The following is a 14,393-nucleotide window of genomic DNA, read 5'->3' on the forward strand; positions in this document are numbered from 1 at the left end:
TGTGGACTGCGCTCACTCGCAAGGGTTCTATTTTTCTTCACATGGCGGTTGCGGGGGCTTTGGCCCGGGTCACCCGATCCACCAGATACACCAGGCCGTGGTAGTCGATTCCGCCGTGTTGCGTCAGGCCGATCTCACAGGTGCGGCTGGTGGAAATCCCCTCGCTGCACTGTTGCACCGCATCCTTGAGCGTTCGCAGGGAATGGCTGTTGAGTTCCGGCGTGGTGAAACCCTTGTCGCCGGCGAAACCACAGCAGTGAATGCCTTCCGGGATCACCACGTTCTTACTGCATTTGCGCGCCAGTTCGATCAGCGCCTGGCTTTCCCCAAGGTGCTGAGTGCTGCAGGTCACGTGAACGGCAATCGGTGCTTCCTGCGGCGTGAAGTCGAGCCGGTCCATCAGATGCGTACGGATGAATCGCACGGGGTCGTACAGATCCAGGCGAACATTTCCCACATCCTGCGCCAGCCGCAACGTGCAGGGGCTGGTGTCGCAGTAGATCGGATCAAGCCCGCCGCGACTGGCCTGAAGCAATGCACCGATCAGTTCCTGACGCTTGTGTTCGGCCTGCTCGGCATAGCCCTTGGACGCGAAAGGCTGACCGCAGCAGAGGTTGTCCAGATTGTCCGGGAACACCACCTGATAACCGGCCTTCTCCAGCAGACCACGGGTTTTGTCGTACAGCGACATCTGCTCTTTGTCGCCCGCCGCCGGCCCCATTACCCGCGAGACGCAGGCTGCCAGATACACGACGCGCGGACGCTCGTCCGACACGGCAGGGCTGAAGCGGATGGCTTTTTCCGGCTGTGGCATCGCGTTGGTCCACAGCGGCACCTGACCTTTGGACAGCCGCGTCAGGGTCGCTGAAAGCTTCGCCAGGCGTGGTGCACCCAACAACATTCGCGCACCGTTGGCCACATGCAGGGTGAAGCGCGCACCTTGCAGGGTGGTGGCGAAATTTCCTTCGATCAGGTTGGCGGTTTTCGTATGGGTTGCGTGATGGCCGCGAAGCTTTTTCACCAGCTCACCGGTATTGATGCCTACAGGACAGCGTTGCGCACACAAACCGGTCGCGGCGCAGGTATCGATGCCTTGGTACTCGTAGGCTTTTTCCAGTTCGGTGGTGTCGATCCCGGCGCGCTTTCGCGCTTGAATATCGCGCCAGATCACGATGCGCTGGCGCGGGCTCAGGGTCAGGCCTTTCGAGGGGCAGACCGGCTCGCAGAAACCGCACTCGATGCATTTATCCACAATCTCGTCGGCCGCCGGCAGCGGTTTCAGGTGCTTGAGGTGGATCTGCGGGTCTTCGCTGAGCACCACGTCCGGATTGAGAATGCCGTTGGGGTCGAGCAGGCGTTTGAGCTGCCACATCAACTGATAGGCGTCGCTGCCCCATTCCAGTTCAACGAAGGGCGCCATGTTGCGTCCGGTGCCGTGTTCCGCTTTCAGCGAGCCGCCGAACTCCACGGCCACCAATTGCGCCACGTCGTCCATGAACGCCTGATAGCGTGCGACTTCTTCCGCGCTGTTGAAGCCTTGGGTGAAGACGAAGTGCAGATTGCCTTCCAGCGCGTGTCCGAAAAGGATCGCTTCGTCGTAGTGATGTTTGTCGAACAGCTCGATCAGACGGTTCACGCCGATCGCCAGTTGTTCCACCGGAAAGGTCACGTCTTCGATGATCACCGTAGTGCCGGTCTTGCGCACGGCGCCGACGGCGGGGAAGGTGTCCTTGCGGATCGCCCAGAGGCGGGCGTTTTCGACCGGGTCTTCGGTGAAGTCGACCTGTTTTTCCACCGGGAAATCGCCGAGCGACGCCATGATCTGCGCCAGTTGTTCCTGCAGCAACGTGGAAGAAGCGGCGCGGGATTCGATCAGCAGCGCGCAGGCATTGTTCGACAGGTGCTGTACGAAATCCGGCATCCCGGGTTTGTCCTGCACCGAGCGCAGGCTGCGGCGATCAAGCAGTTCCACGGCGGACACCGGTTGGCTTTTCAGCACGGTGACCGCGTTGCAGCAGGTTTCCACGTCCGGGAAAACGATCAGTGCCGAGGCCTTGTTCGGGTGGTCGATCACGGTGTCGTAAGTCACCGCGCTGATGAAACCGAGGGTGCCTTCGGAGCCGACCAGCAAGTGGCTCAAGATATCCACAGGCTCATCGAAATCCACCAGGGCGTTGAGCGACAGGCCGGTGGTATTTTTCAGACGGTATTTGTGGCGGATTCGCGCGGCCAGTTCGGCATTGGCGCGGGTCTCGCGGCCCAAAGTCGCCAGACGTTCCAGCAATTCACTGTGGCTGACTCGAAACGCCTCGACGCTGGCGGCATCTTCGGTGTCGAGTCGGGTGCCGTCGGCCAGCACCAGACGAATCCCGGCCAGCGTGTGATAGGTATTTTGCGCAGTGCCGCAGCACATGCCGCTGGCGTTGTTGGCGACGATGCCGCCGATCTTGCAGGCGTTGATCGACGCTGGGTCCGGACCGATCTTGCGCCCGAATGGCGCGAGCCATGCGTTGGCCTGGGCGCCGATCACACCCGGTTGCAAGCGGATTTGCGCACCTTGCCCTCGGATCTCGCGCGCGTTCCAGTTATCCCCGAGCACGATCAACACCGAATCGCTGATCGCCTGGCCGGACAGGCTGGTGCCGGCGGCGCGGAAGGTCACCGGAACCTGATCGCGCTGGGCCAGTTTCAGTAGCGCCACCACTTCATCTTCGGACTCGACGCGGATCACCAGTTGCGGAATCAACCGGTAGAAGCTGGCATCGGTGCCGAAGGCCAGGGTCGACAGCGGATCGTCGAAGCGCCGTTCGGCCGGAATCAGTTGCTGCGCATCGCGCAGGAAAGTCGCCGGTAAGGTCATTGGTCCTCCAGGATCAACAACACCAGGTCTTTCGGGCCGTGGGCGCCGTAAGCCAGGACTTGTTCGATGTCGGCGGTTTTTGACGGGCCGGACACCAGCAGCGCATTGGTCGGCATGCCTTGCGCCCACTCGAATTCCTGCTGCACCTGATAGAAGTTGTCGCGGATCTGGCTGGCCTTGAGCAGGGCGAAATGCACCGGCGGCACCAGGCTCATCAGCCTTGGTTCTTCGCGGGTTGGCCAGAGAATCAGGCTGCCGGTGGCGGCGATGGCGCCGAGGGTGCCGGTCAGGCTGGCCGGCGTGTCGTTGAACAGCTCGGCTTTCCACTCTTCCATTGGCCGGTCGTAGGACTTCAGCGTCGGCAGATCAGGATTGTTCGCCCAGTGCTGTGAGATGCGCTGCCCGTGAGGCGTAGTCGGTGCGATCAGCAGACTCGGCAACTGGCGGTCGCGCAGTAATTGCGCCAGCAGCGCCGGCCACGCTTCAGCAGACGTCAGGTGGATTTCGGTGTGCACCGCTTCCATCAGTTTGCGCAGTTGCGGGATCCGTTGTTCGGCGCTGTAGGTGTAAGGCCGGGTTACCAGATCGACATCGAAGTTGTCGGCAATCGGTGTGGTGCCGGTCAGACTGTTCCTTAACTTGCCGAGGATGTTTTGCTTGGCGCTCATCAACGGTCTCCTTGTTTGGCCAGGTGTTCGCGAGCCATGTCATGCAGTGAGCGGGGGGCAGGTTTCGGAGCGCTGTGATTCTGCGTCCACGGCCCGACGTTGTTCGGCGCCAGTGCGCGCAGGCGCGTGGCGAAAAACGCAAACAGTCGATACAAAGTCGGCGAGCTATTGAGCTTCGCCCAGGCGTTCCAGATGAAGCGTTCCTTGCGCGAATACTTGCTGCCCTGGCCGCGCATCACTTGATGAGGACTGTCGGGGGCTTTGACGTTCTCTTCGCGCAGGCGGCGCAGCAGTGCGGGGATAGGAATTTTTACCGGACATACTTCACCGCAGGCGCCGCACAGCGAAGACGCGCTTGGGTGATCCGGGACTTTCGCCAGACCGACCATGTGCGGGGTGATGATTTTGCCGATCGGGCCGGGGTAGACCTCGCCGTAGGTGTGGCCGCCAACGCGGGTGTAGACCGGGCAATGATTCATGCAGGCGCCGCAGCGGATGCAGTTCAACGTCTGGCGCAGTTCGCTGTCGGCGAAGGCCTGGCTACGACCGTTGTCGAGCAGTACCAGATGCACTTCCTGCGGGCCGTCGAGTTCATGTTCCTTGCGCGGGCCGGAGATCATGTTGACGTAGGTGGTGATCGGAATGCCGAGCGCCGAGCGGGTCAGCAATGACAGCAGCGGCACCACGTCGCGCAGGTTTTCCACGACTTTTTCGATGCCGGTGACGGCGATGTGCACCGGCGGCACGGTGGTGGTCATGCGGCCGTTGCCTTCGTTTTCCACCAGCAGCAGAGTGCCGGTTTCGGCCACGGCGAAGTTGACGCCGGAGACGCCGATGTCCGCTTCGAAGAATTTCTGCCGCAGAACCCTGCGACCGATCTGTATGAGTTGGTCAACGTCCTTGGTGTATTCCACGCCAAGTTTGTCGTGGAACAAGGACGCGACCTGACCGGCATTCTTGTGGATTGCCGGCATGATTATGTGTGAAGGCTTCTCGTGGTCGAGCTGGACGATGTACTCCCCCATGTCGGACTCCAGACATTCAATGTCCCGAGCCTCGAGGAAATGGTTCATCTCCATCTCTTCGCTGACCATCGATTTGCCCTTGATCACTTGCCGCGCCTCGTGAGCGCGGATGATCGAAAGGACGATGCCATTGGCCTCGTCCACCGTTTCCGCCCAGTGCACTGTCACACCGTTGCGGGTCAGGTTCTGTTCCAGTTGCTCGAGCAGGTCGGGCAACTTGGAGAGCGCGCGGGCACGGATCGCATTGCCCAGTTCACGCAGGTGTTCTCTTTCGTGGGCATCGCTGAAAGCCGCTGCCCGCTTGGTCATCAGTGAATCCATCGCGGTGCGGAAGTTGTTCCGTAACTGCGAATCGCCCAGGGCGTTGTGTGCCCGGGTGCGGAAATCTTCTTCTACGGCAACAGTAGGAATAATCGTGGAAGTGCTCATCGCGCACCTCCGGTTCGTTGCCAGAGGAAGCTCGCCAGGTGTTGCCCGCGCAGCGCTTCCTTCTGTTTTTCCAGCGAGCCGTTGATGTTCATCAGACAGCCGCAGTCGGCACTGAGTACCTGATGTGCGCCGGATTCCTTCAACGCCCGGGTCTTGTCAGCCACCATCGCGCCGGAAATATCTGGCATACGGACGCTGAATGTCCCACCGAAGCCACAGCATTCGCTTTCATGGTCGTGGTTGACCCGTTCCACGTTGCTCAACTGCGCCAACAACTCGCGGCCGTGCAGGTGGGTGTTCATTTCCCGCCGCGCCGAACACGAGGTGTGCAGCGCCACTTTGACCGGCTCGCCGCTGTCCTTGAGCTGCACCTTGCAGACGAACAGCAGGAACTCGGCCAATTCATAGGTGCGGGCCGCGAGGGCCTGAACCTGTTTCAGCGTTTGCGGCTCGTCCTTGAACAAGTCGGCGTAATGCTCGCGGATCATCCCGGCGCACGAACCCGATGGCACCACCACCGGAAAATCCCCGGCAAACAGCGCCAGTTGCGAGCGCGCCACCGTGCGTGCCTGCTCGGTGTAACCCGAGGTGTAGGCCGGTTGTCCGCAGCAGCTCTGCCCTTGCGGGTAGTCGACCCGGATGCCTTCGCGTTCCAGCAAGTGGATCGCGTCCATCCCGGCTTCCGGGTAGAACAGGTCGACCACGCAGGTGCCGAACAGGTAGACCCGCGACGGTTTCTCGCTGGGGTATTGCCGGGGTTCGGGCAGTGGCGGTGCGACGCGAGTGGCGTTGGGCACAGCGTTGTAAAAAAGCTCGCTCATCAGGCGTGTCTCCGGGTGGGCCCGGTTATCCGTCTGTTGAGGCTGCCGAATATAGAGCGCGTTGCTTTCAGCAGCCTTACAGACCGGGTTGTGAATTGCTGACGCCGGAATCACGAACCGGCGTCGGTTATTTCCATGCTTCTTGTAGGTTTCTTGCAGTTATCAGTGCACCAGCATGCCGGTGAACCAGTAGGCCTGGGCCAGGGTGATCAGGCCGACGATCGTGGCAAAGAATAGGCTGTGCTTGAGGGTGAAGCGGAACAGATCGGATTCCTTGCCCACCAGACCGGTCGCTGCGCAAGCCACGGCGATCGATTGTGGCGAAATCATCTTGCCGGTCACGCCGCCGCTGGTATTGGCCGCTACCAGCAAGGTGTCGTTGACGCCGATCTGGTGTGCGGTGGTCGCTTGCAGCGAACTGAACAGGGCGTTGGACGAGGTATCGGAACCGGTCAGGAACACTCCCAGCCAGCCGAGGAACGGCGAGAAGAACGGGAATGCCGCGCCGGTTGCCGCCAGCACCAGAGCCATGGTCGAAGACATGCCGGAATAGTTGGTGACGAAGGCAAACGCCAGCACCATGCCGATGGACAGGATTGGCCAGCGCAGTTCGTAGAAGGTCTCTTTCAAAGTGGTCAGACCAGTTTTGATATTGATCTTCAGCACCAGCATCGAGATCAGTGCGGAGAAGAAAATCGCTGTACCGGTCGCGGAAATCGGGTCGAGTTTGAACACGGCCGGAATCGCCGTCGGGGCGGCAACGATCGGTGCGGTTTTGATCACCAGTTGATCAAGGTGCGGGATCGCGAAGTTGAACACCCAGGCGTACATCGAACCGCCGGCGGCGAACATGGCCTTGAAAGGCTTGAGGGTCCAGATGGTCACCAGCACGGTGAGGATCAGGAACGGCGACCACGCCTTGAAAATTTCCCCGAGGCTGTAAGGCGAAGCGACGGTGGTGCGCTTCTGGCCGAAACCGCCGGCGCTGGCGATTACCACCGAAGCGGAAACGGCACCGGCAATGTGCTGGCCGGCGGCACGTTTTGGCTGCCAGACCTTGAGGAACAGGGTCAGCGAAATCAGGCTGGCCAGGGCTGACGTGATGTCCGGCAGTTCCGGGCCGATGAAGTTCGAAGTGAAGTACTGGGTGACGGCAAAGCTCAAGCCTGCAACCAGCGCCGCCGGCCAGGTTTCACGCACACCGCGCAGGCCATCCATCATGAACACCAGCCAGAACGGCACGAACAACGACAGCAGTGGCAACTGGCGGCCGGTCATTGCGCCGATCTTGAACGCGTCGATACCGGTGACTTGCCCGGCCACGATGATCGGAATCCCCAATGCGCCGAACGCCACCGGTGCGGTGTTGGCAATCAGGCACAGGCCGGCGGCGTACAGCGGATTGAAGCCGAGTCCCACCAGCAGCGCAGCGGTAATCGCCACTGGCGCACCGAAACCGGCGGCACCTTCCAGGAATGCTCCGAAGCAGAAACCGATCAGCAGCACCTGCAGACGCTGGTCGTCAGTGATCGACAGTACCGAGCTGCGGATGACCTCGAACTGACCGCTCTTGACCGTGAGTTTGTACAGAAACACCGCCGCCACAATGATCCAGGCAATCGGCCACAGACCATAAGCGAAGCCGTAACCGGCGGCGGCGAACGCCATGTCGACCGGCATCTGGAACGCGAAGATCGCCACGGCGATGGCCAGGGCGAGCGTGATGCTGCCGGCCACATGACCTTTGAGGCGGAACACCGCCAGGGCGAGGAAGAAGAAAACGATGGGGATGACGGCCGCGAGTGCGGACACGCCGAGACTGCCGAGCGGGCTGTAGAGCTGTTGCCAGGTTTGCATATGGGGTGGCCCCTAATTGTTGTTGGTCAGGCACTGTCAGCGTACTTGGGTAATTGGTAAGACCAATTTACAAGTGCTGTCGGCTAGGGTAAAAGCCTTGATATCGGTGTGTCAATTTGCCGCCCTAAAACTTTTGTCGAACAACCGGACGGCAAGTCGGAGTGCACCGGTTGAATTGGCGTCATCTGGCAGGTGTCGGCGCAGCGTCGATAGGCCAGAATAGAGAGCCCGGCGAGCGGTCGGGATGGTGGAGAGTTGAGTGATGGGGTTTGATCAGATACGTCAGCGCCGTTTGTCTGACGACATTGTCGAGCGACTGGAAGGGATGATTCTCGAGGGCACGCTGAAGTCCGGCGAACGTCTGCCGGCCGAGCGGACTTTGGCGGAACAGTTCGGCGTTTCCCGGCCCTCGTTGCGCGAGGCGATTCAGAAACTGGCGGCCAAGGGTTTGCTGGTGAGCAAGCAGGGCGGCGGCAACTATGTCGTGGAAAGTCTCGGTTCAACCTTCAGCGATCCGCTGCTGCAATTGCTGGAAAGCAATCCCGAGGCGCAGCGCGATCTGCTGGAATTTCGCCACACGCTGGAGGCATCGTGCGCCTATTACGCGGCATTGCGCGCCACGGATGTGGATCGTGAGCGGTTGACGACTGCGTTCGAAGAATTACAGGACTGCTATTCGCGGCATGACGAAGTGAGCCGGGCGGAAGAGGGCGCGGCGGATGCGAAATTCCATCTTGCGATTGCCGAGGCCAGTCACAACGCGGTGTTGCTGCACACCATTCGCGGGCTGTTCGACCTGCTCAAGCGCAACGTGGTGACCAACATCGGTGGCATGTACAAACAGCGTGCGGAAACCCGCGACATGCTGATCACACAGCATCGGGAATTGTATCTGGCGATTATCGAGGGGCGCGCGGAACAGGCGCGTGAGGTATCCAGCCGACACATTCTTTATGTACAGGAAGTGCTGGAAGAGGTGCGACAGGAAGTACAGCGCATGGCTCGCGCCGAACGACGCAAGGGAATGTAGGCATGACCGTTCTCGCGGCGGGCGCGGGAACGGTCATTCAGGCAGAGGAATCAGTCTTCCTTGCCCTTGTTGCGCACCGCACGCTGCAACTCGCGACCAGCATCGCGTTCGCGTTCGGTATCACGCTTGTCGTATTCCTTCTTGCCCTTGCCCAGTGCGATCTCGCACTTGACCATGTGCTTGCTCCAGTACCAGGACAGGCACACGCAGGCGTAACCCTTTTGCTGCACGGCGGCGGCGAGCTTGTCCAGCTCGCGACGGTTGAGCAGCAACTTGCGGGTACGCACCGGGTCGGCAATGACGTGGGTGCTGGCGGTCATCAGAGGCGTGATGTGGCTGCCGAGCAACCAGGCTTCGCCATCCTTGAGCAACACGTAACTGTCGACCAGTTGCAGTTTGCTTGCCCGCAGACTTTTTACTTCCCAGCCGGCCAGGACCAGACCAGCCTCGAACTTGTGCTCGATGAAGTAATCGTGTCGCGCCTTTTTGTTTTGCGCGATGGTCCCTGTTGGGTGTTTCTTCTGTTTAGCCATAGGGGCGGCATTATATGGAGATAAACGGCTGTCGGCTACGGTGATGCTGCGTGCTTGAGCAGGTTGTGTGAATCCCGGACAATGCGGCCTCTTTTTCTAACGCTTGGGCGTGATAAACGATGTCGACAGACAAGGTTTCTGTCCACGGCAGTTGGGCTAGCCGCTGGGTTTTCATTTTCGCCGCGACCGGCTCGGCCGTGGGACTGGGCAGCATCTGGAAATTCCCCTACATGGTCGGGGTCTACGGTGGCGGCGCCTTCGTGCTGATGTTTCTGGCGTGTATCGCGCTGATCGGCATCCCGGTCATGCTCGCCGAGACCCTGATCGGCCGACGTGCGCGCCAGAGTCCGGCGAATGCCCTGAAGGCGCTGGCGCTGGAAGCCGGTCACTCGGGCAAATGGTCGTGGGGCGCATTCGCCGGGATGATCACGGCGTTGCTGATCCTGTCTTTCTACAGTGTGGTCGGCGGCTGGTCGCTGGATTACATCATTGATATGGGACGCGGCGACTTCCAGGGCGCGACGGCCGATCAAGTCGGGGCGTACTTCGGTAATGTCATCGCCGATCCGTGGCGCCTGACTCTCTGGCACACGGCCTTCATGCTGCTTTCGGCCGTGGTCATCGCCAAGGGCGTGGTCGCAGGGCTTGAGCGCAGCCTGCGGATCATGATGCCGCTGCTGTTCGTGATGGTGCTGGTGCTGCTGGGTTACAGCATGACCACCGGGCATTTCATGGAGGGCGTGCATTTCATGTTCGACTTCCATCCGGAGAAAGTCCTCGACGGCTTGCTGCCGGCCATGGGGCACGCGTTTTTCTCGCTGAGCGTGGGCGTGGGCTCGATCATGATCTACGGCGCCTACATGACCAAGGAAGCCTCGCTGTCCGGCACGGTCGTGGGTGTGGCGCTGCTCGATACTTTTGTTTCGCTGGTGGCCGGCCTGGCCTTGTTTCCGATTGTGTTCGCCGGTGGTTTGAACCCGAGCGAAGGCCCGGGGCTGATGTTCGTCAGCCTGCCATTTGCTTTCGGTAACGTGCTTTTCGGCCAGTTGATGGGCGTGGTGTTCTTCGTTCTGGTGGCCATTGCGGCCTGGAGCTCGGCGATTTCCCTGCTTGAGCCGATGGTCGCCTATCTGGTCGAGCGGACTAAAATCAGTCGTGCCTGGGTGACGTTCTGGTTGGCATTTACTTGCTGGTTCGTCGGCCTGGGTACGGTGTTTTCCTTCAATATCTGGAAGGAAGCCAAATTTTTCGTGAACGATGGCGGGGTGTTCCATCTCTACCAATGGGGTGCGGCCGGTGGTCTGGACTTCTTTGGGGTGATCGACTTCTTCACCTCGCGGATCATGTTGCCGCTCGGCGGGCTGTGCTTCGTGCTGTTTGCCGGTTGGGTGATGGGGCGTGAAGCGGTGCGTGACGAGTTGTCGATTCGCAGCCCGGTGCTGTTCGCTCTGTCTCTGTTCTTGATGCGCTATGTGGCGCCCATCGGCATTCTTGTAGTGTTTGCCACCCAGCTCTGGAAGTGACGCTTACATGACGACACATATTCAACGATCGGCACTGCTGCCTTACCCGGCGCAATTTCTCTACGACCTGGTCAATGACGTGGCGCGTTACCCCGAGTTTTTGCCGTGGTGCTCGTCTGCTGAGGTTCTGGAAAGCTCGCCTGAGCATATGCGCGCCAGTGTCGGCGTGGCCAAGGGTGGTCTCAGTCAGCATTTCGTGACGCGCAATACGCTGGTGCCGGGGCAGTCGATTGAGATGAACCTGGAGGAGGGGCCGTTCAATCAGCTGCATGGCGTCTGGGTGTTCAAGGCGCTGAACGAGAAGGCCTGCAAGATCAGTCTGGATCTGTCCTTCGACTATGCCGGCCCGTTGGTCCGGGCGACGCTCGGTCCGTTGTTCAATCAGGCGGCCAATACATTGGTGGATGCGTTTTGCCAGCGCGCCAAGCAGATGCATGGTTGAGCCGGTGATCGAAATCGAAGTGGTGTATGCCGCCGTTGATCGTCAGGTTTTGCGGGTGGTCAGCGTCGTCGAAGGTGCGACGGTGCGGGCGGCCCTGATGGCTTCCGGGATTGATGCTGAATTTCCGGAGCTGGATCTGCAGAGCTGCCCCTTGGGGATCTTCGGCAAAGTGATCGCTGATCCGGATACTCGACAGGTTCAGGAGGGCGATCGCATCGAGATCTATCGACCGCTGTTGGCTGATCCGAAAGAAGTGCGCCGTCTGCGTGCCGCGAAAGCCGCCGAGGCCAAGGCGCGAAATCAGTAGGCTGGCCAAACGGCAGGCAATAAAAAAACCCGGAATTTCCGGGTTTTTTTATTGCGTCGCAAATTATTGCGGCGAGGTATCCAGCGGTTCTGGCGTTGGAACCGGAACGGTTTCCACACCATCGACGTCCTTCTGGATCTGATCCAGCAGGGAGCCTGGCTTGGCTGGTTTTTCCGGTTTTGGCTGCTCGACGTTCTCGGCAGGAGCGGTCACGCTGGTTCCACTGTCCTTGCCGAGAATGGCTTCGTCACGGCTGACGCCTGGCATGAAGTCACCGGACAGGGCGGCAAGGCGGTCATTCGAGTCGAAAATGACACTCACGCGTTCCTGCTGGCGTTCACCGCCACCCGGTTGCAGGCTGTACAGATAATCCCAGCGGTTGGCATGGAACGTGTCGGCAAGCAGAGGGTTGCCCATGATAAACCGTACTTGCGGCCGGGTCATTCCCGGGCGTAACTGGTCTATCATGTCCTGCGTGACGACATTGCCCTGCTGGATGTCGATTTTGTAAACCCCGGGGAATGAACAACCGGCGAGTGCGAGCAGTCCCACAAAGGTGAAACTGGTTAGCAAGAGCTTGGTGTTTTGCATCGGTGGGCGACTTCCACTATCTTGGCTGGGACAACGTAAACGCCGATCATACCCGCATTAAGAGAAGCTGCGAAGCAGCATCGCGAGAAAGCTGACCATGGTTGAAAATAGCGAACTACGCAAAGCCGGCCTCAAAGTGACCCTGCCACGGGTCAAGATCCTGCAAATGCTCGACTCTACCGAGCAGCGTCACATGAGTGCCGAGGACGTCTACAAGGCGTTGATGGAAGCTGGCGAGGACGTCGGTCTGGCCACGGTTTACCGTGTACTGACCCAGTTCGAAGCGGCTGGCCTCGTGGTCCGTCACAACTTCGACGGCGGTCACGCGGTATTCGAATTGGCCGACAGTGGCCACCACGACCATATGGTCAACGTGGACTCCGGCGAGGTTGTCGAATTCGTCAGCCCGGAAATCGAGAAGCTTCAGAAGGCAATCGCCGAGGAGCATGGTTTTGATCTGGTGGATCACAACCTGGTGCTGTACGTACGCAAGAAAAAGTAAGCATGTCGCGCGAATTTCAGGTTCGCGAAACGAACGAAGGCGACCCGAGGGTCGCCTTCGTGCTTTCTGCGGTGCTTAAACCTTTGCGGTAACGACCATCTTTTTCGCGTGCGCCAAGGACTCTTTGGTTAGATCGATGCCGCCAAGCATTCGCGCGACTTCTTCTATACGGTCATTCTTGCTCAGCTTCGAAACGGCCGTGTGAGTGGCCTGTTCACCACGCACCTTGTGGACGAACAAATGCTGATGCCCCTGAGCCGCGACCTGCGGCAAGTGCGTGACCGTCAATACCTGCCCGCGATCCCCGAGGCGGCGCAACAACTGGCCGACGATTTCGGCCGTCGGACCGCCAATGCCCACGTCCACTTCGTCGAACACCAGCGTCGGTACGCGAGAGGTCTGGGCGGTAATCACCTGGATGGCCAGGCTGATCCGTGACAGCTCACCGCCGGACGCCACTTTGGCCAGGGCCTTCAAAGGCTGGCCCGGGTTGGCGCTGACCAGCAGCTCGACTTGCTCCAGGCCATTGGGTTGCAGTTCGCTGCTGTTGTTGGCGCGCAACTCTATAGTGAAGCGACCTCCGGGCATGCCCAAGCGCTGAATCTCCTGCTCCACAGCGCTGGCCAGGCTGCCGGCCGCCTGATGGCGCAGCTCGCTCAGTTCCCGAGCCTTTTCCTGATAGTGGCGGGCATAGGATGCGAGTTCTTCGGAGAGACGCTCGATGGATTCATCGTTGGCGTCCAGGGCTTCAATTTCATCGAGCAGCTTCTGCTGCATCTCCGCTACTTCCGTCGGCTGTATGCGGTGTTTGCGTGCCAGCGTGTAGATGGAATCCAGACGTTCTTCCAGATATTGCAGGCGCGCCGGATCGGCATCGAAATTGTCGAGAAAGCGATTGAGTTCGCCGACGGCTTCTTCGACCTGGATCTGTGCACTGGTCAGCAGGCTGCTCGCCTCACCCAGTGCGCCGACCGAGTTGTTCACGCTCGACAGGCGATTGAGACTGGCCGTCAGGGCATTCAGCACATTGCCAGAATCGCTTTCGCTGCATTGTTCGACCACTTGTCGGCAGATGCCAAGCAGGGTTTCGGCGTTGGTCAGGTTCTTGTGTTCCTGCTCCAGTTCTTCCAGCTCATTTTCACCGAGGCCGAGGTTTTCCAGTTCTTCGAGCTGGTAGCTGAGCAACTGATGGCGTGCACGCTGTTCGTCGCCGGAGTTGGAAAGGCGTTCCAGCTCCTGGCGAGTCTGACGCCAGCGCTGGGCGGCCAGATGCACCTGGCGCGCCAGATCGGTGGCCCCGGCGTACTCGTCGAGCAGACGTCGGTGGGTGTCGGTCTTGAGCAGGGATTGGTGTTCGTGCTGGCTGTGGATATCGATCAGCAACTCGCCGAGCGCCTTGAGATCGCCGAGCGGGCAGGGCGTGCCATTTATATAGCCGCGTGAGCGACCTTCGCAGGTGATGACCCGGCGCAGGATGCACGGGCCGTCGATTTCCAGGTCGCGCTCCGCCAGCCAGGCGCTGGCCTCGGGGATGTCGGCCAGATCGAAGGTCGCCAGAATATCGGCCTTGTCGGCGCCCGGTCGAACCACGCCGCTGTCGGCGCGATCGCCGAGCGTCAGGCCCAGGGCATCGAGCATGATCGACTTGCCGGCGCCGGTTTCCCCGGTAATCACGCTCATGCCGCGATCGAGTTCGAGATCGAGATGTTCAACGATGGCGTAGTTGTGTACGGACAGGTGCACCAGCATAAAGGCCGCTCCCAGGCTTCAGGTCTGGTTATTTATACAGTGTTTTGTTTCGGGCT

13 protein-coding genes are annotated in these 14,393 nt (G+C 60.1%); 5 read left to right on the forward strand and 8 right to left on the reverse strand.

Annotation, left to right across the window (positions count from 1 at the left end; all coding sequences use genetic code 11):
- Positions 1-37 precede the first annotated feature (37 nt).
- From CAF73_RS08105 to CAF73_RS08125, 5 genes are all read right to left on the reverse strand, one after another.
- The gene (locus CAF73_RS08105; protein ID WP_085702431.1) at positions 38-2,860 is read right to left on the reverse strand and encodes an FAD-binding and (Fe-S)-binding domain-containing protein; all 2,823 of its coding nucleotides are present in this window, start codon (positions 2,858-2,860) and stop codon (positions 38-40) included.
- Entirely contained in the window at positions 2,857-3,528 is a 672-nt protein-coding gene (locus tag CAF73_RS08110) for a lactate utilization protein (protein WP_085702432.1), read from the reverse strand. The genes CAF73_RS08105 and CAF73_RS08110 overlap by 4 nt, the downstream gene beginning before the upstream one ends.
- Positions 3,528-4,982, reverse strand: a complete 1,455-nt coding sequence (locus CAF73_RS08115) for a LutB/LldF family L-lactate oxidation iron-sulfur protein (RefSeq protein ID WP_085698375.1) — start codon at positions 4,980-4,982, stop codon at positions 3,528-3,530. The genes CAF73_RS08110 and CAF73_RS08115 overlap by 1 nt, the downstream gene beginning before the upstream one ends.
- Positions 4,979-5,803 carry a (Fe-S)-binding protein gene (locus CAF73_RS08120; RefSeq protein ID WP_085702433.1) on the reverse strand — a complete coding sequence of 275 codons (825 nt, stop codon included), beginning with the start codon at positions 5,801-5,803 and terminating at the stop codon, positions 4,979-4,981. The genes CAF73_RS08115 and CAF73_RS08120 overlap by 4 nt, the downstream gene beginning before the upstream one ends.
- 162 nt (positions 5,804-5,965) lie before the next feature.
- On the reverse strand, positions 5,966-7,660 hold the full coding sequence (locus tag CAF73_RS08125; RefSeq protein ID WP_085702434.1) for a lactate permease LctP family transporter: 1,695 nt from the start codon (positions 7,658-7,660) through the stop codon (positions 5,966-5,968).
- A gap of 262 nt (positions 7,661-7,922) precedes the next feature.
- Between CAF73_RS08125 and CAF73_RS08130 the strand changes: the two genes are divergently transcribed.
- Positions 7,923-8,690: an FCD domain-containing protein gene (locus CAF73_RS08130; RefSeq protein WP_085698378.1), complete on the forward strand. Its 768-nt coding sequence runs from the start codon at positions 7,923-7,925 to the stop codon at positions 8,688-8,690.
- Between the two features lie 50 nt (positions 8,691-8,740).
- Here CAF73_RS08130 and smpB read toward each other — a convergent pair whose 3' ends face one another.
- Entirely contained in the window at positions 8,741-9,223 is a 483-nt protein-coding gene (gene smpB, locus CAF73_RS08135) for an SsrA-binding protein SmpB (protein ID WP_007953781.1), read from the reverse strand.
- A gap of 119 nt (positions 9,224-9,342) precedes the next feature.
- Here smpB and CAF73_RS08140 point away from each other — a divergent pair, with 119 nt between their 5' ends.
- Genes CAF73_RS08140 through CAF73_RS08150 form a run of 3 tightly spaced genes read left to right on the forward strand, consistent with a single transcriptional unit; the run spans position 9,343 to position 11,495 of the window.
- Complete coding sequence (locus tag CAF73_RS08140) at positions 9,343-10,746, forward strand: sodium-dependent transporter (protein ID WP_085698379.1); 1,404 nt, start codon at positions 9,343-9,345, stop codon at positions 10,744-10,746.
- Between the two features lie 7 nt (positions 10,747-10,753).
- Positions 10,754-11,188, forward strand: a complete 435-nt coding sequence (locus CAF73_RS08145; RefSeq protein ID WP_003221509.1) for a type II toxin-antitoxin system RatA family toxin — start codon at positions 10,754-10,756, stop codon at positions 11,186-11,188.
- Positions 11,181-11,495 (forward strand): RnfH family protein, encoded by a 315-nt coding sequence (locus CAF73_RS08150; protein WP_085698381.1) that lies wholly within the window; start codon positions 11,181-11,183, stop codon positions 11,493-11,495. The genes CAF73_RS08145 and CAF73_RS08150 overlap by 8 nt, the downstream gene beginning before the upstream one ends.
- A 63-nt stretch (positions 11,496-11,558) precedes the next feature.
- Here CAF73_RS08150 and CAF73_RS08155 read toward each other — a convergent pair whose 3' ends face one another.
- Positions 11,559-12,086: an outer membrane protein assembly factor BamE gene (locus tag CAF73_RS08155; protein ID WP_085685591.1), complete on the reverse strand. Its 528-nt coding sequence runs from the start codon at positions 12,084-12,086 to the stop codon at positions 11,559-11,561.
- A gap of 97 nt (positions 12,087-12,183) precedes the next feature.
- Between CAF73_RS08155 and fur the strand changes: the two genes are divergently transcribed.
- The gene (gene fur, locus CAF73_RS08160) at positions 12,184-12,588 is read left to right on the forward strand and encodes a ferric iron uptake transcriptional regulator (RefSeq protein WP_085685593.1); all 405 of its coding nucleotides are present in this window, start codon (positions 12,184-12,186) and stop codon (positions 12,586-12,588) included.
- 75 nt (positions 12,589-12,663) lie between these two features.
- Here fur and recN read toward each other — a convergent pair whose 3' ends face one another.
- Complete coding sequence (recN, locus tag CAF73_RS08165; RefSeq protein ID WP_085702435.1) at positions 12,664-14,337, reverse strand: DNA repair protein RecN; 1,674 nt, start codon at positions 14,335-14,337, stop codon at positions 12,664-12,666.
- Positions 14,338-14,393: the final 56 nt, after the last annotated feature.

Origin of the sequence: Pseudomonas sp. B15(2017), assembly GCF_002113215.1 — a bacterium.
In the GTDB taxonomy this organism is placed as follows: domain Bacteria; phylum Pseudomonadota; class Gammaproteobacteria; order Pseudomonadales; family Pseudomonadaceae; genus Aquipseudomonas.

Bases quoted from the DNA above. Each gene is read 5' to 3' on its own strand.
- CAF73_RS08120 (WP_085702433.1), bottom strand. From the start codon at position 5,803: ATGAGCGAGCTTTTTTACAACGCTGTGCCCAACGCCACTCGCGTCGCA.
- fur (WP_085685593.1), top strand. From the start codon at position 12,184: ATGGTTGAAAATAGCGAACTACGCAAAGCCGGCCTCAAAGTGACCCTG.
- CAF73_RS08110 (WP_085702432.1), bottom strand. From the start codon at position 3,528: ATGAGCGCCAAGCAAAACATCCTCGGCAAGTTAAGGAACAGTCTGACC.
- CAF73_RS08125 (WP_085702434.1), bottom strand. From the start codon at position 7,660: ATGCAAACCTGGCAACAGCTCTACAGCCCGCTCGGCAGTCTCGGCGTG.
- CAF73_RS08115 (WP_085698375.1), bottom strand. From the start codon at position 4,982: ATGAGCACTTCCACGATTATTCCTACTGTTGCCGTAGAAGAAGATTTC.
- CAF73_RS08145 (WP_003221509.1), top strand. From the start codon at position 10,754: ATGACGACACATATTCAACGATCGGCACTGCTGCCTTACCCGGCGCAA.
- smpB (WP_007953781.1), bottom strand. From the start codon at position 9,223: ATGGCTAAACAGAAGAAACACCCAACAGGGACCATCGCGCAAAACAAA.
- CAF73_RS08150 (WP_085698381.1), top strand. From the start codon at position 11,181: ATGGTTGAGCCGGTGATCGAAATCGAAGTGGTGTATGCCGCCGTTGAT.
- CAF73_RS08130 (WP_085698378.1), top strand. From the start codon at position 7,923: ATGGGGTTTGATCAGATACGTCAGCGCCGTTTGTCTGACGACATTGTC.
- CAF73_RS08155 (WP_085685591.1), bottom strand. From the start codon at position 12,086: ATGCAAAACACCAAGCTCTTGCTAACCAGTTTCACCTTTGTGGGACTG.
- CAF73_RS08105 (WP_085702431.1), bottom strand. From the start codon at position 2,860: ATGACCTTACCGGCGACTTTCCTGCGCGATGCGCAGCAACTGATTCCG.
- recN (WP_085702435.1), bottom strand. From the start codon at position 14,337: ATGCTGGTGCACCTGTCCGTACACAACTACGCCATCGTTGAACATCTC.
- CAF73_RS08140 (WP_085698379.1), top strand. From the start codon at position 9,343: ATGTCGACAGACAAGGTTTCTGTCCACGGCAGTTGGGCTAGCCGCTGG.